Here is a 19,416-nt window from a genome sequence, read left to right as displayed (position 1 = left end):
CCGGCGGCGCCCATCCTGTAGTACGTTTTTGTCCGTCCCCGCCTCGCGGCCTACCCGCGCCCCAGCCACCCGGCCGGCGTCCGGCGCCCGAAGCGCTTGGAGCGGCCGGTTACGCTGACGCGCTTCGGCGCCGGCGCCGACGGACTGGTGCAGGCGACGCCGACCGAACCTGCGCCGACCATCATCTTTCCGCCCGACGGCGCTCGCGTCGATCTCGACGCCTCCTCGGCCGCCGCCTCGCCGCTGGTGCTCAAGCTGCAAGGCGGCCGCGCACCGTTCCGCTGGCTGGCCAATGGCAAGCCGCTGGTCGGCATCGACCGGCGGCGCACCGCGACCTGGCAGCCTGATGGCGCCGGCTATTCGACCCTGACCGTGATAGACGCGGCGGGACGCGCCGCCAGCGTGAAGATTTTTGTCGAGTGAAAGTTTCCCTTGAATAAAATGCGGCAGGTGATTCAGGGGATTGGGTTTCACGCCTTGCTTTTGGCCGCCGGTAGTTCCCCCGCTTTCACCGCTGAGCTCCCCGCCAGCTTTGTTCGGCTGGCCGACATCGATCCCAATATCCGGCAGGATATCCGCTATGCCGGCCTCGAAAATTTCCTGCATCGCAAGGTAAGCGGCTACGATGCGCCGGTATGCGTCCTCACCAGGCAAGCGGCGCAAGCGCTTTCGGCAGTGCAGAAAGCGATTGCCGCCGAAGGACTGACGCTGGTCGTGTTCGACTGCTATCGCCCTGCGCGGGCTGTCTCCGACATGGGTGACTGGACAAAAACGAGTGGACCACCGGACCCGCAATGGTACCCAAAGGTCAAGCGCAAGGATCTCATCCCCAAGGGCTATATCGGCGAACTGTCCACCCATTCGCGCGGATCGACGGTCGATGTCGCGATCGCGCGAGCCGACCGCAAGAGCGCTCCGAAACCGGCCTGCGGCGCGACCGATGCCGACACGCTCGATTTCGGCACGGGTTTCGACTGTTTCGATCCAGCGAGCGAAACGGCTCACCGACCGATAGCCAGTGAAGCGGCGGCTAACCGCAAAAGGCTTGTCGAGGCGATGCGTGCCCGCGGCTTCAAGAATTACGCCCGCGAATGGTGGCACTTCACGCTGGAGAACGAGCCGTTTCCAAAAGAGCGCTTCAACTTTCCCGTTACCGCCGAATAGCCGGCCGAAACCTTCGGGCGCGACGCAGCCATTGCCGAAGAGCTAGCCGTCTCTAGATAATTGCGTCGGGAGCGCGATCATGGTCCATGCGGGAAAATAGTTTCTCGCATCGCCGAAACTAGGCGAAAAATTGCTTCAATAGGCCAAAAAAGGCAACATTGAATGCATCTAAATTCTATCAATTCGGTAGATTTGGCGCGAGTTCAACGGAGGCGGAAATGACCAAACCTCATTTCAGGAAACTGCTCGGCGCACTGGTCGCCACGTCTGTCCAGTTCGGCACGCTCGGTTTCGCGTTTGCCGACACCACCATTCTCAACGTGTCCTATGATCCGACGCGTGAGCTCTACAAGCAATTCGACGAGGCCTTCACCGCCCACTGGAAGGCCGAGACAGGCGAGACGGTCACCGTCCAGCAGTCGCATGGCGGGTCGGGCGCGCAGGCTCGCGCCGTGATCGACGGCCTCGACGCCGACGTGGTGACGCTGGCGCTCGAAGGCGATATCAACGCCATTGTCTCGAAAGCGAAGAGGATCAATCCCGACTGGCGGACGAAATTCGAAAACAATTCGGCGCCCTACACCTCGACCATCATCTTTCTCGTCCGCAAGGGAAACCCCAAGGGCATCCATGACTGGGGCGATCTGGTCAAGGACGACGTCCAGGTGATCACGCCGAATCCCAAGACCTCCGGTGGTGCGCGCTGGAACTATCTCGCCGCCTGGGCCTACGCCAGCGCCAAGGATGGCGGCGACGAGGCCAAGACCAAGGAATTCGTCGGCAATCTCTATGCGCATGTCCCGGTTCTCGACACCGGTGCGCGCGGCGCAACCGTGACCTTCGCGCAAAAAGGGCTGGGCGACGTGCTGCTCGCCTGGGAAAACGAGGCCTATCTGGCGCTCGACGAGTTCGGCGCCGACAATTTCGACATCGTCTACCCGCCGACCTCGATCCTGGCCGAGCCGCCGGTCGCCGTGGTCGACGCTAATGTCGACGCCAAAGGCACGCGGAAAGTTGCCGAAGCTTATCTGAGCTATCTCTATTCCAAGGAAGGCCAGACGCTCATCGCCAAAAACCATTATCGCCCTTCGAAGCCCGAGTTGGTGCCGGCGGAGGACTTGGCCAAGCTGCCTGAGATCAAGCTGATCACCATCGACGACCCGCTTTTTGGCGGCTGGAAGAAGGCACAGCCTTATCATTTCGGCGATGGTGGTATATTCGACCAGATCTACAAACCGGCCCAGTAGCATTTAGATCAGGACGACATGACCACAGCACCCGCCAAGGCGGGGTGGCGATTCAGGCAGCCGAGCGTCATTCCGGGTTTCGGATTGACGCTCGGCTTCTCGCTTGCCTACCTCACCCTCATCATCCTCATTCCCCTGTCCGGGCTGATCTGGCGCTCGGCGGCGCTCGGCTGGACCGACTTCTGGGCGATCGTCACCGACCGCCGCACCATCAACGCGCTTGAAATCAGCTTCGGCACCGCCTTCATTGCCGCCGCCGTCAACGTCGTCTTCGGCACGATCGTCGCGTGGGTGCTGGTGCGCTACAGCTTTCCAGGCCGCCGCATCGCCGATGCCATGGTCGACCTGCCCTTCGCGCTGCCGACGGCGGTTGCCGGCATCGCGCTGACCACGCTTTACGCACCGAATGGCTGGATCGGAAGCCTGCTGACGCCGCTCGGCATCAAGGTCGCGTATACGCCGCTCGGCATCGTCATCGCGCTGGTCTTCATCGGTCTGCCCTTCGTCGTGCGCACCGTGCAGCCGATCATGGAGGAGATCGACAAGGAGGTAGAAGAAGTGGCCGCCACGCTCGGCGCCAATCGCTTCCAGATCATCAGCCGCGTTCTACTACCCGGACTGGCGCCTGCCATCGTCACCGGTTTCGCGCTGGCCTTCGCGCGCGGCGTCGGCGAGTACGGTTCCGTCATCTTTATCGCCGGCAACCTGCCGTTCAAATCCGAGATCGCGCCGCTTCTGATCGTCATCCGGCTGGAGGAATATAATTACGCCGCGGCGACCGCGATAGCGGCGATCATGCTGGCGCTGTCCTTCGTCATGCTGCTGGTCATCAACCTGGTGCAGACCTGGAGCCGCAAGCGCTATGGCTGACCCGGAGATCAAATCCTACGCGCCGCACCATGAAAGCCAGTCGCCGGCGGTGACCGAGAGCCGCACGGCGAGAACCGTGCTGATGATCGTGACCTTTGCCTTCCTCGGCATTTTCCTGCTCCTGCCGCTGATCATCGTCTTCAAGGAAGCTTTCGCCAAAGGTATCGAGGCCTACACACAGGCGCTGAGCGAACCGGACACGCGCTCGGCGATCCGCCTGACGCTTCTGGTCGCGGCGATCTCGGTGCCGCTCAATGTGACTTTCGGCATCTCCGCCGCATGGGCGATCGCCAAGTTCGAGTTCAAGGGCAAGGCGTTCCTGACCACACTCATCGACCTGCCCTTTTCGGTCTCGCCGGTCATTTCCGGCCTGGTCTATGTACTTCTGTTCGGCGCGCAAGGCCTGCTCGGCGCCTGGCTCAAGGCGCATGGCATCGTCATCCTGTTTGCCGTGCCGGGCATCGTGCTGGCCACCGTCTTCGTCACCTTCCCCTTCGTCGCCCGCGAATTGATCCCGCTGATGCAGGAACAGGGCAATGGCGACGAGGAGGCTGCCCTGTCGCTCGGGGCCAATGGCTGGCAGGCGTTCTGGTACGTGACGTTGCCCAACGTCAAATGGGGATTGCTCTACGGCGTGCTGTTGTGCAATGCCCGCGCGATGGGTGAGTTCGGCGCCGTCTCGGTCGTGTCGGGCCACATACGCGGGCTGACCAACACCATGCCGCTGCATGTCGAAATCCTTTATAACGAGTACAATGCCGCCGCCGCCTTTGCCGTCGCTTCGCTGCTTGCCGGCCTGGCGCTCGTCACGCTGGTCTTGAAGACACTTCTCGAGATGCGCTACGGCGCCGAGATCGCCGCGACGCGCGGACACTGACAAATGCATGTCGCCCAAAAGTGTGTAGCGGTTTTTGGACAACGACATGCATAAAACAAAGATTTAATGTCGCCCAAAAGTGGGAACCGGTTTTGGGATAACGGCATGCATCAACTACAAAAGGGATTTGCATGGAAGTTCGCGTTGCCAACGTGCGCAAGGAGTTTGAGCGGTTTCCGGCCCTCCGCGACGTTTCGCTCGACATCAAGTCGGGAGAACTGATCGCCCTGCTGGGACCTTCCGGTTCCGGCAAGACGACGCTGCTCAGGCTGATTGCCGGCTTGGAGCGGCCGACCCGCGGAAAGATCTTCTTCGGCGAAGAGGATGCGTCCCAAAAGTCGATTCAGGAGCGCAATGTCGGCTTCGTCTTCCAGCACTACGCGCTGTTTCGCCATATGACGGTCGCCGACAATATCGGCTTCGGACTCAAGGTCCGGCACGGGCCGTCACGCCCGTCGGCGAAGGAAATCCGCCGCCGCGCCTCGGAACTCCTCAACCTCGTTCAGCTTTCCGGTCTGGAAAAACGCTATCCGGCACAGCTTTCGGGCGGCCAGCGCCAGCGCGTGGCGCTGGCCCGCGCCATGGCGATCGAACCGGCCGTGCTTTTGCTCGACGAGCCGTTCGGCGCGCTCGATGCGCAGGTGCGCCGCGAACTGCGCCGCTGGCTGCGCGACATCCACGACGCCACCGGCCACACCACGGTCTTCGTCACCCATGACCAGGAAGAGGCGCTGGAGCTTGCCGACCGCGTCGTAGTGATGAGCCAGGGCCGCATCGAGCAGGTCGGCACCGCCGACGAAATCTACGACACTCCGAACTCGCCCTTCGTCTACGGCTTCATCGGCGAATCGAGTTCGCTTCCGGTCAAGGTCGAGGACGGCCAGGTCTGGATCGCCGACCGGCCGATCGGGCTTTCCGCGCCGCACGCACCGCAAGGCGAAGCGACGCTGTTCTTTCGCCCGCACGACGTCGATCTGGTGGAAGAATGCAACGGCTGCATCGCCGGCACGGTCGCCGCCAGCCGCCGCGTCGCCGGCACCAGGCGGGTCGAGCTCGAAATCGGCGGCGAACGTCAGCGGGTCGAGATCGAATTGCCCGTCGATCATCCGGCGGCGCAGAAAAGTCGCGTGGCTTTTAGGCCGCGGCGCTGGAAGCTTTTTCCGGCTGCTTGATCCTCTATCAGGCGCTACACCAGCCAGTTCTCGACCTTCAGGCCTTTGATCCGGTTGAACTCCCCGGTGTTGGCGGTCACCAGGGTAGTTCCAAGCGCACGGGCGTGGGCAGCAATAAAAAGGTCATTTTGGCCGATGGTCTGGCCCCTGCCTTCCAGTTCTGCGCGAATCGCGCCGTACTCGGCATCCACCGGCACATCGAGCGGCAAGACGGGAATCTCAGCCAGCAATTCCTCGACCTTCTTGTGCAACTTGGCTGATCTTTTCTTGACGCAGCCATATCGCAGTTCCGACGCGACCACGATGCTGGTACACACGGCGGCGTCTCCCACGCGCAGCACGGCGCTTGCGGCTTTCCCGGCCGGATTTCGGATCATGTCGCTGACAATGTTCGTGTCCAGCATGAACCGCATCAAAAAAATTCCTCGGATTTGACAGGCATATCCTCGACTTCGGGAAAGTCTTCCTCGGCACCGGGCGGCGGCTCTTTCGCCCATTGCGCGAGCAGTGCGGTGAGGCCAGGTTTGCGGACCGGCTCGATGATCAGGCGGTCGCCTTCACGGCTGATCAAGACCTTTTCGCCGGGAAGTTCGAACTCGACAGGAATGCGCACCGCCTGGCTGCGATTGTTACGAAACAGCTTCGCCTCCTTCGGCGGGGTTGTTGAATGGCGGTGTTGAGACATGACAACAGCTCCTTGTATATACTATTTGTATATGCCAGACAGGGCGGCGATGCAATCGCCTTGCACCGCGTTGGCCGGCCGGGAACCATCGTGCACGCCGACGGCATCGGCGCCGCTGCCAAGCTGTCCTGAGACTCTGCTTGAAAGAAAAGACTAGAAATCGCCCACAGCGGGAATATTTCTTCTATCGACAACGTGGAGCGGCCGCTCTGCGTGCCTCGTCGCGCACGATGCCTTGCCGCTATGGTCCGGCATTAAGCTCATGGCATTGGAGCCTGTTTTGATGAAGCGATTTTTGCTTGGCGTCGCCACGTTGGCCGGCTTGTTCCTCGCATCCTCCCAAGCCTGGTCGGCCGACAGATTGCTCAATGCTTCCTATGATGTCGGCCGCGAACTGTTTGCGCAGGTCAACAAGGCGTTCGTCGCCGGCCACCCCGGCGTCACCATCGATCAGTCGCATGCCGGAACCTCGGCACAAGCACGCGCCATCGCCGAAGGCCTCGGCGCCGACGTGGTCACGTTCAACCAGGTCATCGACATCGACTTCCTGGTCAAAAAGGGCCTCATCTCCGCCGACTGGCAGAAGGACTTTCCGGACAACGCCTCGCCTTTCTATTCGCTGCCGTCCTTCCTGGTGCGCGCCGGCAATCCGAAGCACATCAAGGATTGGAGCGATCTCGTGCGCGACGACGTGCAGGTGATCTTCCCCAATCCGAAAACCTCGGGCAATGCGCGCTACACCTATCTTGCGGCCACCGCCTACGCCAAGGAAGCCTTCAAGGACGACGACGCCAAGGTGAAGGAGTTCGTCACCAAGCTGTTCAACAACGTGCCGGTGTTCGACAGCGGCGGGCGCGCCGCGACCACCACTTTCGTGCAGCGCGAAATCGGCGACGTACTCATCACCTTCGAGTCGGAAACGCGCGGCGTCCGCAAGGAGTATGGCGAGGACAAGTTCGAGCAGGTAACGCCTTCGGTCAGCCTGTTGGCGGAATTTCCGGTGGCGATCGTCGACACCGTTGCAGACGAGCATGGCACGCGCGATCTCGCCAAGACCTATCTCGACTTCCTCTATACGCCGGAGGGCCAGGACATCGCCGCCCGCAACGGCCTGCGGGCCCGGGACGCGGCGGTCGCCGCCAAATATAAGGCTGAGTTTCCCGATGTCCGCCTGCTGACGGTGGAGGACGTCTTCGGCGGCTGGGCCAAGGTCCAGGCCGAGCACTTTGCAGCGGGCGGTCTGCTCGACCAGACTTATGGTAGCCGCTGAGGCGATCTTCCAACTTTGACAGAAGCCGGCTTTGCCGGCTTCTTTGCTTTCGCGCCGCGAAAGGTGATTTCTGGCACTTTCCGGGCGCATTCCGTCCAAAACGTTACAAAGAATCAACGCGTTTGTGCCTACCGTGAGAACGGACGGCTTGTTTTCGCGAACGGCTTCGCGTGATCAAACCGTCATGATTTGCACACAAACAGCCGCCAGACGCGGGTGGTTGGGGCTTCATGGGTTGACTCGGGGCATGCTTACCAAAAAAGGCAAATACGGCCTCAAGGCCCTCGTGCATCTGTCGGGCCTGCCGGTCGGCCAGCTCGCATTCGTCAACGACATTGCGGTCGCCAATAACATCCCCAAGAAATTCCTGGATGCCATCCTGGGCGAGTTGCGTAACGCCGGCTTCGTCCAGAGCCGCAAGGGCAAGGAAGGCGGTTACCGCCTTGCCCGGCCGGCTTCCGAGATCAAGATCGGCCATGTCGTGCGTGTCCTCGACGGGCCGCTGGCGCCGATCCCCTGCGCCAGCCGCACGCAATACCAGCGCTGCGAGGATTGCGACGAGGCGACCTGCCAGGTTCGGCACATGATGCTGGAGGTCCGGCAGGCGATCGCCGAGGTGCTGGACAACCGCAGCCTCGCGGCCATGCGCGACGCCGACAATGACGATTTCCCAGTCGAACTGACGTCGCAAATCTAGCGCGCGAGCAGGCACAAGGCAGTCGCAACGGTGTCGGCGACCGGACGCGTGCCATCCAAGGTTATCGCCGCCTCGTCCGCCGCTGGCGCCTCGAGCGTGGCGAACTGGCTGTCGACCAGGCTTGCCGGCATGAAATGACCCTTGCGATTGCCGACGCGCTGTTTTGCTGTTGCCGGGTCGATCTCCAGGTAAACGAAAACGATATCCGGGCAAAAGCCGCGCAGGCGATCGCGGTAGCTGCGCTTCAGCGCCGAGCAGGCGGCGACCACACCTTGCCCGCTTGCGACCGACGCGGCCATCCGCTGGCCGATCGCGTCGAGCCAGCCCTCGCGCAGCGCGTCGGTAAGCGGCTGCCCGCTCGCCATGCGCGCGACGTTTTCGGGCGGATGCAGCCTGTCGCCTTCGATAAAGACGGCGCCCAATGCCGCTGCAAGCGCTTCGCCGACGACCGACTTGCCGCAGCCGGCGACGCCCATCACCACGATGGCGGGTGTCGTTCGAACAGTGCTCGCCGGCTTATATGCCACGTCTTTACCGGTCATGCAGGTCAGCGGCTTGCCGGCGCGCGGCCATAGAGCAGCAGCATGGCTACGATGACGACGCCGTAGATGATCTGCCGTCCCGCCTCCGGCATCTGCATGACAGAGAGAATGGACTGCAAGAGGGTGATCAGGATTACCCCGGCGACGGTGCCGAGATAGGAGCCGCGCCCGCCGAGGATCGAGGTGCCGCCGAGCACCACCGCGGCGATCGACGGCAGCAGATAGGCATCGCCCATCGACTGCGCCGCCTTGGAGGCATAGCCGGCCAAAAGCACGCCACCGAAGGCCGAGAGCCCGCCCGAAACCGCAAAGGCGATCATCACCACGCGCCTTGTATCGATGCCGGAAAGATAGGCGGCACGCTCGCGATTGCCGATGCCGTAGACGGTGCGGCCGAAGCCGGTGCGGGTCAGCACGAACACCATTGCGGCGCCGATCAGCGCCCAGATGAGGACGGCGTTGGGCACGGCAGGAACGGCAAAGCCGGTCGCCAGATAGCGCATCGCACCGGTCGCCGAATCCTGCGGCGAGAAACCGCCCGTGTAGACCACCATCAGCCCCTGCGCGACGGCGTTGGTGGCAAGCGTGATGATCATCGAGGGAATGCGCAGATAGGCGACGCCGATGCCGTTGACGATGCCGATCAGAACACCGCAGAAGATGCCGAACGGAATGGCAAGCGCCACGCCGACGGTACCGTATGCGGCCGCGGCGCAGGCCATCATGGCGCCGGCCGCCACCGACCAGGGCACCGACAGGTCGATCTGGCCGAGCAGGATGACCAGCATCATGCCGGTCGCGATGACGCCGAGAAACGACGCCACCTTGAGCTGCTGCAAAAGGTATTCAGGCGACAGGAAGCTGCGCGAATAGAGGCTGCCGAGGAACAGCAGCAGCACGATGCAGGCGAACGCCGTCAGCACCGCCGGGTCGGCGCGGCGGAGGAATTTCGGCATGCGGCCGGCGAGACCACTCACAGTCGTTTCGCTCACAGGAACCACTCCAGCCGGTTGCGGACCCGAAACAGGGCGAACGCGCCGAGGCTGACCGCGATCAGCAGAATGACGCCCTGGAACAGGGGCTGCCAGAGCGGATCGAAATCGAAGACGAACAGCAGGTCGCCGATGGTGCGGAAGGCAAGCGCGCCGAAGATCGCGCCGATGGCGCTGCCCTTGCCGCCGAACAGCGACACGCCGCCAAGCACGACCGCGGCGATCGAAAACAGCGTATAGGCGTTGCCGCTGGCATAGGCCGCATCACCGGTATAGGTGAAGAACGTCAGGAACAGCCCGCCGATCGCGGCAAGCAGACCGGCAAGCGCATAGGCGGCGAACTTTCCACGCCGGATCGGCACGCCGGACATGTAGGCCGCCATCTCCGAGGAGCCGGCTGCATAAGCGGCGCGGCCTAGCACCGACCGGCTGAACGGCACCCAGACCACGAGCACGACCGCCAGCAGCGTCACCAGACTCGCCGGCACAAAACCAAACAGGCGTCCGGTCAGCGCATCGGCGAGCCCTTCATTGACCGAGCCGCCCGGAAACGGCCGAAGCAGCAGCGCGATGCCGAAATAGACCGCGCCGGTGGCAATGGTGGCGACGATCGGCTGCAGGCGTCCATAGATGACGATGGCGCCGTTGATTGCCCCGCACAGCAGCCCGGTGCCGAGCACGGCGATGACGCCGAAGGCGGTCTCGATGCCGGTGCCGACGACCAGCCACGACGCCAGGCAGTTGGTCAGCGTGAAGATCATGCCGACCGAGAGATCGATGCCGGCGGTGATCACCACCAGCGTCTGCGCCATGGCGACGAAGGCGAGCAGCACACCCTTGTTCGAGGCCGTCTGTACGACATTGGCGGTGAAGCCCGCCGGATGGTTCGAGGTGTAGATGACGAACATGACGACGAAGATGCCGAACGCCAGCAGCGTTCCGCGCTGTTCGGCAAGCCAGTAGCGCCAATCCTTCACGCGTCCGCTCCTTGCCTTGGCATCTCTTCGTGAATGTTGAGCGCGCTGGCGATCAGCGCCCGCTCGGTGATTTCGGCGCCGACCAGTTCGCGCTTGACGGCGCCGTCATAGAGCACCAGCACGCGGTCGCAGCAGCCGATCAGCTCGTCATAGTCGGTCGAATAGAAGAGGATCGCCGCACCCTGGTCGGCAAGCTTGCGCATCAACTGGTAAAGCTCCTGCTTGGTGCCGACGTCGATGCCGCGCGTCGGGTCGTTAAGCAGGATGATGCGCGGCTGCCGCATCAGCCATTTGGCGATGACGACCTTCTGCTGGTTGCCACCGGATAGCGCGCCGACCGGAATGTCGAGGCCGGCGGTCTTGATCGCCAGGAGACCGACCATGTCGTCGATCAGCCGCTGCTCGGCGGCGCGATCGATGATGCCGGCCCTGGACAGCCGGTCAAGGGCAGCGAATGAGAGGTTTTCACGCACCGTCATCGGCAGCATCAGCCCTTCGGTCTTGCGGTCCTCCGGGATCAGCGCCATGCCGATCCGGTCATCGCGCGCGGCGGCCGGGCTGGCGATCGCAACTGGCTTGCTGTCGATCAGTATCTGGCCTGACAGGCCGCGCAGCACACCGAAGAAGGCGAGCAGCAATTCGCGCTGGCCCTGGCCGTCGAGGCCGCCAAGCCCGACCACCTCGCCCGCCCCGACCGACAGCGAGACATCGTGCAGCCGATCCGTCCATGACAGGCTGCGTGCCTCCAGAACCGGCGTGGCCGCAGCAGCCGCCCGCGCGGGCTTGGGCGGAAAGATGTGGCTGTATTCGCGCCCGATCATCAGTTCGACGACTTCATTGTCGCTCTTGGTGCCGGCCGCGTAGCTGGCGACATTGCGGCCATTGCGGAACACCGTGCACTGGTCGGCCAGCTCGGCGATCTCGTTCATGCGGTGCGATATATAGAGCAGCGCCAGCCCTTCCGAACGCAGCCGCTTCAACACGGCGAAAACTCTGGCGACGTCAGCCGCAGTCAGCGCCGAGGTCGCCTCGTCGAGGATCAGGATGCGTGGCTTGCGCGCCAGTGCCTTGGCGATCTCGACCATCTGCCTTCTTGAAAGGGGAAGATCCTTGACCAGCGCCAGCGGATGGATATCGGAAGCGCCGGCGCGAGCAAGGGCTTCTTCGGCGATGCGGCGCTGCGCCTTGCGGTCGATCATGCCGAAACGCTTCGGCGGATCGGAAATGACGATGTTGTCGGCAACGCTGAGTTCGGGGACGAGCGACAGTTCCTGGAAGATGCAGACGATGCCGGCCTGATTGGCAGCGGCCGGCGAAGCGAAGGTAACTTCGCTTCCGTCCAGCATCATGCGGCCCTCGTCGGGCGCAACGACCCCCGCCATAACCTTGATCAGCGTCGATTTGCCGGCGCCGTTCTCGCCGAGAATGGCGTGGATGCTGCCTGGAGTGACCGACAGTTCGGCCTTCTCCAGCGCCCGCACGCCGCCATAGCGCTTGGATATGCCTTCCATGCGGAAGAGCGGAACCGCACCGTCCATCGGCCCTCCCCAGGCGCTTGGCAATCAGGATGTCGAGCGCCGACGCCGCGGGATTCCCGCGGCGTCGGGCTGTCGGAGTTTACTGGTTTTCCTTGCTCTGGCCCATGATTTCCTGCGCCGTGAAATTGATGCCGCAGGTCGGGAAGGAATTGCCGACGAAGAAATTGTCGGACTGATCGGGGAAGAAATCCTGGCCTGCCTTGAAGTTCGGATCCTCGACGATCGCCAGCGGCAGCTTGACCGCTTGCGGCACGACCTGGCCTTCAAGTGCTGCAATCGCCGTCTTGATGGCAACCGCGACCTGAGCCGGGCCGGTGCCGGCCGACGAGCATTTCAGGCCGTCAGCGGCGAACTTGGCGCAGAATTTGCGGAAGCCGTTCTCCGTCTCGCCGCCGAACGGCACGAACGGATGCTTGGCATCGATCATCGCCTGCACGATGCCGGTATCGCCGCCCTGTCCGGTAATGCCGTCGAAGGGGCCGTTGGTGGCAATGGCATCGGCCGTAGCCTTTTGCGCAACGCCGTCATCCCACTTGCCGACGACCTCGGTGACATCCCATTTCTTGCCGGAAGCGTCGAGAACCTCGTGGATGCCGTTATGGCGATCGGTGTCGACGGACGTGCCGGCGACGCCGCGCACTTCCAGCACCTTGCCGCCGTTCGGCACGTGCTTGACCAGCCAGTTGGCCCACAATTCGCCAAGGCCTTTCTGGTCGACATTGACGTTGATGGCATCCTTGGTGTCGAGGATGTTGTCGAAGGCGACCAGCACCACGCCGGCTTCCTTGGCCCGCTTGATGACAGGACCGAATGCGGTCGGGTTCTGGGCGTTGACGACAATCGCGTCATAGCCGGAATCGATGAAATTGTTGATCGCCGAAATCTGGGCCGGCACGTCTTCGCCGGTCGAGACCACCTTGAATTCCTTGAGCTTGGCCGCGACGTCCGGCTGCGCTGCATAGGCCTTTGCCGTCTGCACCATCTGGATGCGCCAAGTGTTGGCGATATAGCCGTTGGCCAGAGCGATGCGGTACGGGCCGTCTTTCTTGGGGAACTTGAAGAACTGCGTATCGGCCGACCAGGGCGCGAAGCAGTCAGGCTCGGCCGATGGCCCCTTGACGATTTCAGGATCGGCGATCGCCGACGAGCTCAGCATGACGAAAGCAGTGGCGGCAACGATACCGCCAACGAGTGACTTGATCATCGATATTCCTCCCAGTTGCAGTTTTGTTTGTTGTTACGCCGATGAATTTGCGCGTTTCCGGCCCGGCACCTCCCGCCGTACCCGTCGCGCGTTCAGGTGGCCGAATGCCGACCCGATCCCCTCCTTTGCTGCCCGGCTAGTCCCACAAAAACTATCATATTATACATAATAAACAAGCATGAGCTGTCGCTTATGTATAATAAACAGCCTCCCATCGTCGGGGCGAAGTATCGCCCGGCGATAACTGGTAGCGCTACCATGACGTAGTGTAAAGCGCCATTGCGTCGAAGCTCGCTTCAGCGCGCCGTGCTCTCACGTCGCTTGAGTTCGAAGCCAAGGTCGACGACCCGCTGCTCTGGCCTGTTGCCTTCGATCGCCGCAAGCGCCATGGCGACCGCCCGCCGGCCGATCTCGTAGCGGTAGGTCCGAACGCTGGTGACCGACGGAAAGGCCACCTCCATCATGTCGAGATCGTTGAAGCCAACGATACCGATCGTCTTCGGCACGGCGATCGAAGCGCGGTGGCATTCGAACAGCACGCCAAGGGCGATATCGTCATTGTTACAGAACACCCCATCGAGGCTCGGCACCTTGGCCAGCGCGTCGCGGAACAATTCGCGGCCGAGGGTGACGCTGGAGGGCACCGGCGTCGTGGTGGTGAGCCTCGGATCGAACAGGCCGGCCGCCTCCATCGCCGCGCGATAGCCGGCAAGCCGCCGCTGCGAACGCGGATCCATGCGCGCACCGATGAAGCCGATCCGGCGATAGCCTGCCTCGATCAGATGTTCCGCAGCCGCCTTGCCGCCCTCGAAATGCGAGAAGCCGACCATCATGTCGACCGGATCGGGCCCGGTCTCCATCACCTGCACCACCGGACGGCCTGCCGTTTCCAGCAGTTTTCGCGACGCCGGCGTCTGGTCGATGCCGGCCACGATCAGCGCCGCTGGGCGTTGCGGGCCAAACACCTGCAGCAGCCGCTCTTCCTCGAGGCCGGAATAGTGGGTGTTGCCGAGCTGAATCCGGAAAGGGCCGTCCGACAGGCTGTCGTAGATGCCGCGCACCACTTCGGCAAAGACGTTGTTGGTAAGCGACGGCACCAGAACGCCAAAGACCTCGGCGCGCGCCGAAGCCAGCGCCCGCGCATTCGGGTCGGGCACATAGCCGAGCTCGTTCACGGCCGACTCGATCTGGCGGCGCAGATCTTCCGAGACACGCCCCGGCTCACGCAGGGCGCGCGATACGGTAATGGCGCCGACGCCGGCCTTGCGGGCGACATCGGCGATGGTCGGGCGGCCGCCGCCGCGGCGCGAGCGCGGCTTGATCACCGTACTCGTCCGGACGCCGGGCAACCGCCCACACGCGACCGTGAAACGATGTTCAGCGTTTTTGAAACTGCTGCCATGCCAAACTGGCCCGTTGCCACACCTTGTCTGGCGTCGCGCAGCCTTCGGCTGTTGTCAAGCGACGGCCGGAGAGACTGTATCCGTACCGCTGTGCTTCAGGCCGCCACAGCAGCGCTGCGCCGGGCCTTCCACAGCAGCAGCAGCATGGCCAAAATATTCAGCAGGTTCCAGGCAATGCCGTTGAGGAACGCGGCGGCATAAGAACCGGTCAGATCGTAGATCCAGCCCGACATCCAGCCGCCGATCGCCATGCCGAAAATGGTCGCCATCATGACGATGCCGACGCGCTGGCCAGCCTCCTTGGCTGGCATATATTCGCGCACGATGATCGCATAACAGGGCACGATGCCGCCTTGCGACAGGCCGAAGACCAGCGAGACGACATAAAGCGAGGCAAGCCCGTCGAACGGGATATAGAACAACAGCGACAGGCATTGCAGCACCGAGCCGATCAGCAGGGTTTTCACGCCGCCGATGCGATCGGCAAGGAAACCCGAGCCAAGCCGGCTGACGACGCCCGCCGCCAGCATGATCGACAGCATATCGGCGCCATGCGCCACGCCGTAGCCGAGATCCATGCAATAGGCGACGATATGGACTTGCGGCATCGACATCGCCACGCAGCAGCCGAGCCCGGCCACGATGAGCAGCGCCTGCAAGGCCGCCGGCGACAGGGAGATCGGCTGGACCACGCGGCTGCCCGGCGATCCCGGAGCCGCCTGGGGCGGTGCGCCGCGCCGGAGCAGCAGGATCAAGGGCACCATGGTGACCAGGCAGACGACGCCGATCGCGGCATAGGTGAAGCGCCAGCCTTCGGTCTGCATGACATAGGGCATCGCCGTCGGCCAGATCGCTCCGGCGAGATAGTTGCCGGACGCGGCAGCCGTCACCGCGACGCCGCGGCGACGGTTAAACCAATGCGAGATATCGGCGATCAAAGGGCCGAAGATCGCCGACGAGCCGACGCCGATCAACAGGCCCTGGACGAGGGTGAACTGCAGGATCGAACTGGTCAACGACGCCAGCATGAAGCCGGCGCCAAGTGTAATCGCGGCAATCAGCGCCGGGATCCAATACCCCATGCGGTCGATGGCGCGGCCGAACAGCACATTGCCCGCGGCAAAGCCGACCATGGTCGCGGTGTAGGGCATCGAGGCAGCGGCGCGATCGACGCCGAATTCTGCCTGCACGGCAGGCAGCACCACGACCACCGCCCACATGCCGACCCCGCCGATCGTTGCCAGCAGCATCGAGACGCCGAGCCGTATCCAGGCATAGGCACTGTCGATGCCGGAACTTCCTGCCTGGCTTGAGACGATTGGGGTCAAGAGCGTTTCCTGTCCGCAGTTCTTGAATCGGCGGTTCTGACCACTATCGGCGCATTCGCATCGCCGAGCAGCGCCACGACAGGCAAATCCGTGGCTCCAGCAATTCGGGCCGAAGTGGAACAGGGGTGCGCCATAAGGCGTTTTCCGGCAACGACCTAGTGGAAGGAGTTTGCCATGACCGCGCAACGGAAATGGTCCGCCGACGTCACCGAGCACAGTGACGCGCTGGACCTCGAGGAACATATCTTCGAATCCCACGATCCAAGGAAAATCGCCGCCTCGTTGAAGCGATCGGCCGAGCACAGCGACCGACGCAAGGCAGGGCCGTTTCAATCCGCCATGTCGATGCTGAATTTCTACATCAACCGCGCCGGCAAGAACCTGCCGGCGGCGCAGAAGGAAGTGCTGGAGGACGCAAAGGATGAACTGCGCGTCCTTTTTGGCCGCCCAAAGGAAGACTAGAATCGGTCACCATTAATTGGTTCTGCCAAATTCGGCTGAACTGGACCTAGTGACAGGGCCTCTTTGTCGCCAGTCTGCAGGCTCGGCTTGTCTTCCCAAGCCCGCAAAAGCCTGGCGTCATGACGGTCAAGATCGGCATCAATCCCATCACCTGGAGCAATGACGACGTTCCGGCGCTTGGCGGGGATACGTCCTTGGAGACTTGCCTGTCGGAAACGGCGCTGGCCGGCTACCGCGGCACCGAACTCGGCGGCAAATTTCCGCGCCAGGCTGAAGTGCTTGGGCCGCTCCTGTCTTCCTATGGCCTGGAACTCGTTTCCGGCTGGTATGATGGCCGCATTCTCGACCGCACGGTCGACGAGGAATTCGCGGCGATCACCCCACATCTTCAGCTGTTGCGCGACCTTGGCGCCAGGATCGTCGTCTACGCCGACACCTCGCGCGGTCGCCATGACGGCATTTTCGCACCGATCTCCGAGCGTCCGCGCCTCGCCGACAGGGACTGGCCGTCCTATGGCAAGAAACTGACCGCCCTCGCCGACCGCATGGCTGCATTCGGGGTCGGCATGGCCTTCCACCACCACATGGGCACCATCGTCGAGACGGACGATGAAGTCGACAGGCTGATGGCGGCGACGGGCCGAAGCGTCGGCCTTTTGTTCGATACCGGCCACTGCCTGTTTTCGGGCGGCGACCCGCAATCGCTGCTGCAACGGCATCTCGACCGTATCGTGCATTTCCATTGCAAGGACGTTCGCAGGGCGGTGCTGGAACGGGCACGCCGCGAGGACATGAGCTTCATGGCGGCGGTAATGGACGGCATTTTTACCGTGCCCGGCGACGGCTCGGTCGATTTCCTGTCATTGCTGAAACCCCTCGCTGCGCGCGGCTATGAAGGCTGGCTCGTTGTCGAAGCCGAGCAGGATCCGGCCAAGGCGCATCCGCTGACCTATGCCAGCAAAGGCTATTTCTCGCTGCTCGCCACCGCCCGCGAGGCCGGCTTCGAAGTGGCGACTCGGAAGGCAGGCTGACCGGCCCGCATTGCGAGCCGGAGGAACATAATGGGCGCGCGCCTCGATGGGGTTAGCGACGCGAAAGCGCCCGGCGATCCGCGCCGCCTTGCTCCCTGCGCGGCGCGGATCGCAGAATCCCGGCTCTGGATTAAAACCCCGACTTTCAAGCTTGAGGCCGGCCGGAAGCCGTGCCTTGATGCAACCGAGGAGGAGCGACATGGCTTTCGAAGCTGCGCTTGGCATGGAACGGCTTTGCACCATCCGGGAGATTGCCGAGAAGGCGGAACTTGGCGCCGCCACCGTGCATCGCGCGCTGAAGAACAGCCGCGAGATCCGCCCCGAAACCAGGCGACTGGTGCTCGACACTGTCTGCCGGCTCAACGAGGAAAAGATCGCCCGCGCCGCCCGGTCCGTCGGGGGATAGTGCCGTGGCCGACCACATGCGCCTTTCCCTCGACATCATGTCGGTCGACCGTGCTTCGGAAGAACCGATGCATCGTCAGATCTACGGCGCCTTGCGACGCTTCATCCTTGACGGCCAGATCCCGCAGAACACGCTGCTGCCGTCGACGCGCTCGCTGGCCGAAGATCTGAAGGTCGGGCGCAACACGGTCATCGCCGCCTATGACCAGCTCCTTGCCGAAGGTTTTATCGAGGCGCGTGCCGGATCGGGCACCTGGGTGGCGCCGATCCAGCAGAACCGCCCCTTGGCATCCCTGCGCGCCGGACTGGCAGCGCCGCAAAAGCTGTCGCGGCGCGGTCAGACCATCGTCAACGGCCCGCAACCGCCGCGTAATGCCGGCGTCATCAATTTCCATCCGGGCGTGCCTGAAACGGCATCGTTTCCGTTCACCATCTGGTCAAGCCTTCTGGTGCGCAATGCACGCAGCCGCGACGAGAGCCTGCTTGGTTATCTCTCCTTTGCCGGCCACCCCGGCCTGCGTCAGGCCATTGCCTCGACCATCGGCCTGTCGCGCGGCATCAGCTGCACCGCCGACCAGGTGATCATCGTCACCGGTGCGCAAGCAGCACTCGATCTCGTCTCGCGCGTGCTGATGGACGAAGGCGACCATGTCTGGATGGAGGAGCCCGGCTATCTCGGCGCCAAGAGCGCCTTTCTCGCCAGCGGCGCCAGGCTGGCACCGTTGAAGGTCGACCGGCGCGGCTGGCATCTTGCCGATCCGGAGCTGCCGCCGCCGCGGCTGATCTATGTGACGCCATCCTGCCAGTGGCCGTTCGGCACCATCATGCGCATCGAGGAGCGATTGCAGTTGCTCGACATCGCCGAACGCAACGGCGCCTGGATCGTCGAGGATGACTATGACGGCGAATACCGGTTCCGCGGCCGGCCGGTGCCGGCGCTGCGCGGGCTCGATCATGCCGACCGCGTCGTCTATATCGGCAGCTTCGGCAAGACGCTGATCCCGGCGCTGCGCATCGGTTATCTGATCGTGCCGCGCGAATTGTCGGTGCCCTTCGACCGGGCGGTGAGCATCACCGGTCAGTTCGCGCCGCTGATCCTGCAGGCAACGGTCAACGACTTCATCACCCAGGGCTATTTCGCCACGCATCTCAAACGCATGCGCCGGCTCTATGCGCGCCGGCAGGCGAACTTCGTCAAGCTATGCCAGGAGCATCTGGCCGAATGGCTGACCGTCACGGAAAACGATTCCGGCATGCAGCTGCTGGCGAGCTTCGTCAGGCCCTATAAGGACAGCGACGTGGTTGCCGCGGCCGTCAAGGAAGGGCTCGACGTCCAGGGCATCTCGATCAACTACCATTCCACAGAACCCGAGCACGGCCTGTTGCTCGGCTATGCAGCGATGGACGAACGCCAGATCCTGCGCGCCGTGCTGGCGCTGCGCGCCGCGTTTCTAAGATTGGACAGAAGCTAGAGCCGGCTCTCCATCTCGTTCACCGCGGGATTGAGTCAATCGCCCGCAGTGATTAGGAAGATGGGGCGTCGATCCTTGTT

Annotated in this window: 20 protein-coding genes and 1 pseudogene; 12 read left to right on the top strand and 9 right to left on the bottom strand. The window is 63.1% G+C overall.

Translation table 11 applies throughout. The features are described from left to right. Window positions 1–27: 27 nt before the first annotated feature. From NKI58_RS31480 to NKI58_RS31455, 6 genes and pseudogenes are all read left to right on the top strand, one after another. A pseudogene (locus NKI58_RS31480) lies at window positions 28–423 on the top strand (penicillin-binding protein 1C); the annotation flags it as partial. Between the two features lie 54 nt (window positions 424–477). Further along, window positions 478–1,164 (top strand): M15 family metallopeptidase, encoded by a 687-nt coding sequence (locus NKI58_RS31475; RefSeq protein WP_352589331.1) that lies wholly within the window; start codon window positions 478–480, stop codon window positions 1,162–1,164. A 218-nt stretch (window positions 1,165–1,382) separates the two neighbouring features. Further along, window positions 1,383–2,411, top strand: coding sequence for a sulfate ABC transporter substrate-binding protein (locus tag NKI58_RS31470; protein ID WP_023675840.1), 1,029 nt, complete (start codon window positions 1,383–1,385; stop codon window positions 2,409–2,411). An 18-nt stretch (window positions 2,412–2,429) separates the two neighbouring features. Beyond that, window positions 2,430–3,281, top strand: coding sequence for a sulfate ABC transporter permease subunit CysT (gene cysT, locus NKI58_RS31465; protein WP_023675839.1), 852 nt, complete (start codon window positions 2,430–2,432; stop codon window positions 3,279–3,281). Further along, window positions 3,274–4,158 carry a sulfate ABC transporter permease subunit CysW gene (gene cysW, locus NKI58_RS31460; protein ID WP_023675838.1) on the top strand — a complete coding sequence of 295 codons (885 nt, stop codon included), beginning with the start codon at window positions 3,274–3,276 and terminating at the stop codon, window positions 4,156–4,158. The genes cysT and cysW overlap by 8 nt, the downstream gene beginning before the upstream one ends. A 131-nt stretch (window positions 4,159–4,289) precedes the next feature. Then, on the top strand, window positions 4,290–5,330 hold the full coding sequence (locus tag NKI58_RS31455) for a sulfate/molybdate ABC transporter ATP-binding protein (RefSeq protein ID WP_352647042.1): 1,041 nt from the start codon (window positions 4,290–4,292) through the stop codon (window positions 5,328–5,330). Window positions 5,331–5,344: 14 nt separating this feature from the next. On the opposite strand, the gene NKI58_RS31450 is transcribed toward NKI58_RS31455, so the two are convergent. After that, window positions 5,345–5,743 carry a type II toxin-antitoxin system VapC family toxin gene (locus NKI58_RS31450; RefSeq protein ID WP_352771334.1) on the bottom strand — a complete coding sequence of 133 codons (399 nt, stop codon included), beginning with the start codon at window positions 5,741–5,743 and terminating at the stop codon, window positions 5,345–5,347. Further along, complete coding sequence (locus NKI58_RS31445) at window positions 5,743–6,015, bottom strand: antitoxin (protein WP_352473543.1); 273 nt, start codon at window positions 6,013–6,015, stop codon at window positions 5,743–5,745. Before NKI58_RS31445 ends, NKI58_RS31450 begins: the two co-directional genes overlap by 1 nt. Before the next feature lie 283 nt (window positions 6,016–6,298). Between NKI58_RS31445 and NKI58_RS31440 the strand changes: the two genes are divergently transcribed. Continuing rightward, on the top strand, window positions 6,299–7,285 hold the full coding sequence (locus NKI58_RS31440) for a sulfate ABC transporter substrate-binding protein (RefSeq protein ID WP_352637288.1): 987 nt from the start codon (window positions 6,299–6,301) through the stop codon (window positions 7,283–7,285). 247 nt (window positions 7,286–7,532) lie between these two features. Beyond that, window positions 7,533–7,982, top strand: coding sequence for an RrF2 family transcriptional regulator (locus NKI58_RS31435; protein WP_006202816.1), 450 nt, complete (start codon window positions 7,533–7,535; stop codon window positions 7,980–7,982). On the opposite strand, the gene NKI58_RS31430 is transcribed toward NKI58_RS31435, so the two are convergent. The 7 genes from NKI58_RS31430 to NKI58_RS31400 form a co-directional block, all read right to left on the bottom strand. After that, the gene (locus tag NKI58_RS31430) at window positions 7,979–8,524 is read right to left on the bottom strand and encodes a gluconokinase (protein ID WP_352854248.1); all 546 of its coding nucleotides are present in this window, start codon (window positions 8,522–8,524) and stop codon (window positions 7,979–7,981) included. The two genes, NKI58_RS31435 and NKI58_RS31430, sit on opposite strands and share 4 nt — an antisense overlap. 5 nt (window positions 8,525–8,529) lie before the next feature. Then, entirely contained in the window at window positions 8,530–9,516 is a 987-nt protein-coding gene (locus tag NKI58_RS31425; protein ID WP_352456242.1) for an ABC transporter permease, read from the bottom strand. Beyond that, on the bottom strand, window positions 9,513–10,493 hold the full coding sequence (locus NKI58_RS31420; RefSeq protein WP_352564358.1) for an ABC transporter permease: 981 nt from the start codon (window positions 10,491–10,493) through the stop codon (window positions 9,513–9,515). The genes NKI58_RS31425 and NKI58_RS31420 overlap by 4 nt, the downstream gene beginning before the upstream one ends. Further along, the gene (locus NKI58_RS31415) at window positions 10,490–12,031 is read right to left on the bottom strand and encodes a sugar ABC transporter ATP-binding protein (protein ID WP_352786672.1); all 1,542 of its coding nucleotides are present in this window, start codon (window positions 12,029–12,031) and stop codon (window positions 10,490–10,492) included. The genes NKI58_RS31420 and NKI58_RS31415 overlap by 4 nt, the downstream gene beginning before the upstream one ends. A gap of 79 nt (window positions 12,032–12,110) precedes the next feature. Beyond that, window positions 12,111–13,235, bottom strand: coding sequence for a sugar ABC transporter substrate-binding protein (locus NKI58_RS31410; RefSeq protein WP_352571765.1), 1,125 nt, complete (start codon window positions 13,233–13,235; stop codon window positions 12,111–12,113). 296 nt (window positions 13,236–13,531) lie between these two features. Next, window positions 13,532–14,560: an HTH-type transcriptional regulator GntR gene (gntR, locus tag NKI58_RS31405; RefSeq protein ID WP_352786673.1), complete on the bottom strand. Its 1,029-nt coding sequence runs from the start codon at window positions 14,558–14,560 to the stop codon at window positions 13,532–13,534. Between the two features lie 173 nt (window positions 14,561–14,733). After that, window positions 14,734–15,966 carry an MFS transporter gene (locus NKI58_RS31400; protein ID WP_352637292.1) on the bottom strand — a complete coding sequence of 411 codons (1,233 nt, stop codon included), beginning with the start codon at window positions 15,964–15,966 and terminating at the stop codon, window positions 14,734–14,736. A 174-nt stretch (window positions 15,967–16,140) separates the two neighbouring features. Here NKI58_RS31400 and NKI58_RS31395 point away from each other — a divergent pair, with 174 nt between their 5' ends. The 4 genes from NKI58_RS31395 (at window position 16,141) to mocR (ending at window position 19,336) form a co-directional block, all read left to right on the top strand. Beyond that, window positions 16,141–16,428, top strand: coding sequence for a DUF3175 domain-containing protein (locus tag NKI58_RS31395; protein WP_352505533.1), 288 nt, complete (start codon window positions 16,141–16,143; stop codon window positions 16,426–16,428). Between the two features lie 119 nt (window positions 16,429–16,547). Further along, a complete protein-coding gene (gene iolE, locus NKI58_RS31390) occupies window positions 16,548–17,459 on the top strand; it encodes a myo-inosose-2 dehydratase (protein ID WP_352505532.1) in 912 nt (303 codons plus the stop codon). A 199-nt stretch (window positions 17,460–17,658) separates the two neighbouring features. Beyond that, complete coding sequence (locus NKI58_RS31385) at window positions 17,659–17,865, top strand: LacI family DNA-binding transcriptional regulator (protein WP_023675823.1); 207 nt, start codon at window positions 17,659–17,661, stop codon at window positions 17,863–17,865. A gap of 4 nt (window positions 17,866–17,869) precedes the next feature. Then, window positions 17,870–19,336 (top strand): rhizopine catabolism transcriptional regulator MocR, encoded by a 1,467-nt coding sequence (mocR, locus tag NKI58_RS31380; protein ID WP_245274662.1) that lies wholly within the window; start codon window positions 17,870–17,872, stop codon window positions 19,334–19,336. The last annotated feature ends 80 nt before the right edge of the window (window positions 19,337–19,416 follow it).

The sequence above is a fragment of the Mesorhizobium sp. M0522 genome (assembly GCF_040321085.1).
Classification (GTDB): Bacteria; Pseudomonadota; Alphaproteobacteria; order Rhizobiales; family Rhizobiaceae; genus Mesorhizobium.
This window is presented reverse-complemented; position numbering and strand designations above follow the sequence as displayed.

Coding starts and splice junctions, on each gene's coding strand:
- NKI58_RS31455 (WP_352647042.1), top strand. CDS start 4,290: ATGGAAGTTCGCGTTGCCAACGTGCGCAAGGAGTTTGAGCGGTTTCCG.
- NKI58_RS31435 (WP_006202816.1), top strand. CDS start 7,533: ATGCTTACCAAAAAAGGCAAATACGGCCTCAAGGCCCTCGTGCATCTG.
- NKI58_RS31395 (WP_352505533.1), top strand. CDS start 16,141: ATGACCGCGCAACGGAAATGGTCCGCCGACGTCACCGAGCACAGTGAC.
- iolE (WP_352505532.1), top strand. CDS start 16,548: ATGACGGTCAAGATCGGCATCAATCCCATCACCTGGAGCAATGACGAC.
- NKI58_RS31445 (WP_352473543.1), bottom strand. CDS start 6,015: ATGTCTCAACACCGCCATTCAACAACCCCGCCGAAGGAGGCGAAGCTG.
- NKI58_RS31440 (WP_352637288.1), top strand. CDS start 6,299: ATGAAGCGATTTTTGCTTGGCGTCGCCACGTTGGCCGGCTTGTTCCTC.
- NKI58_RS31410 (WP_352571765.1), bottom strand. CDS start 13,235: ATGATCAAGTCACTCGTTGGCGGTATCGTTGCCGCCACTGCTTTCGTC.
- NKI58_RS31450 (WP_352771334.1), bottom strand. CDS start 5,743: ATGCGGTTCATGCTGGACACGAACATTGTCAGCGACATGATCCGAAAT.
- cysT (WP_023675839.1), top strand. CDS start 2,430: ATGACCACAGCACCCGCCAAGGCGGGGTGGCGATTCAGGCAGCCGAGC.
- NKI58_RS31470 (WP_023675840.1), top strand. CDS start 1,383: ATGACCAAACCTCATTTCAGGAAACTGCTCGGCGCACTGGTCGCCACG.
- NKI58_RS31385 (WP_023675823.1), top strand. CDS start 17,659: ATGGCTTTCGAAGCTGCGCTTGGCATGGAACGGCTTTGCACCATCCGG.
- cysW (WP_023675838.1), top strand. CDS start 3,274: ATGGCTGACCCGGAGATCAAATCCTACGCGCCGCACCATGAAAGCCAG.
- NKI58_RS31430 (WP_352854248.1), bottom strand. CDS start 8,524: ATGACCGGTAAAGACGTGGCATATAAGCCGGCGAGCACTGTTCGAACG.
- NKI58_RS31415 (WP_352786672.1), bottom strand. CDS start 12,031: ATGGACGGTGCGGTTCCGCTCTTCCGCATGGAAGGCATATCCAAGCGC.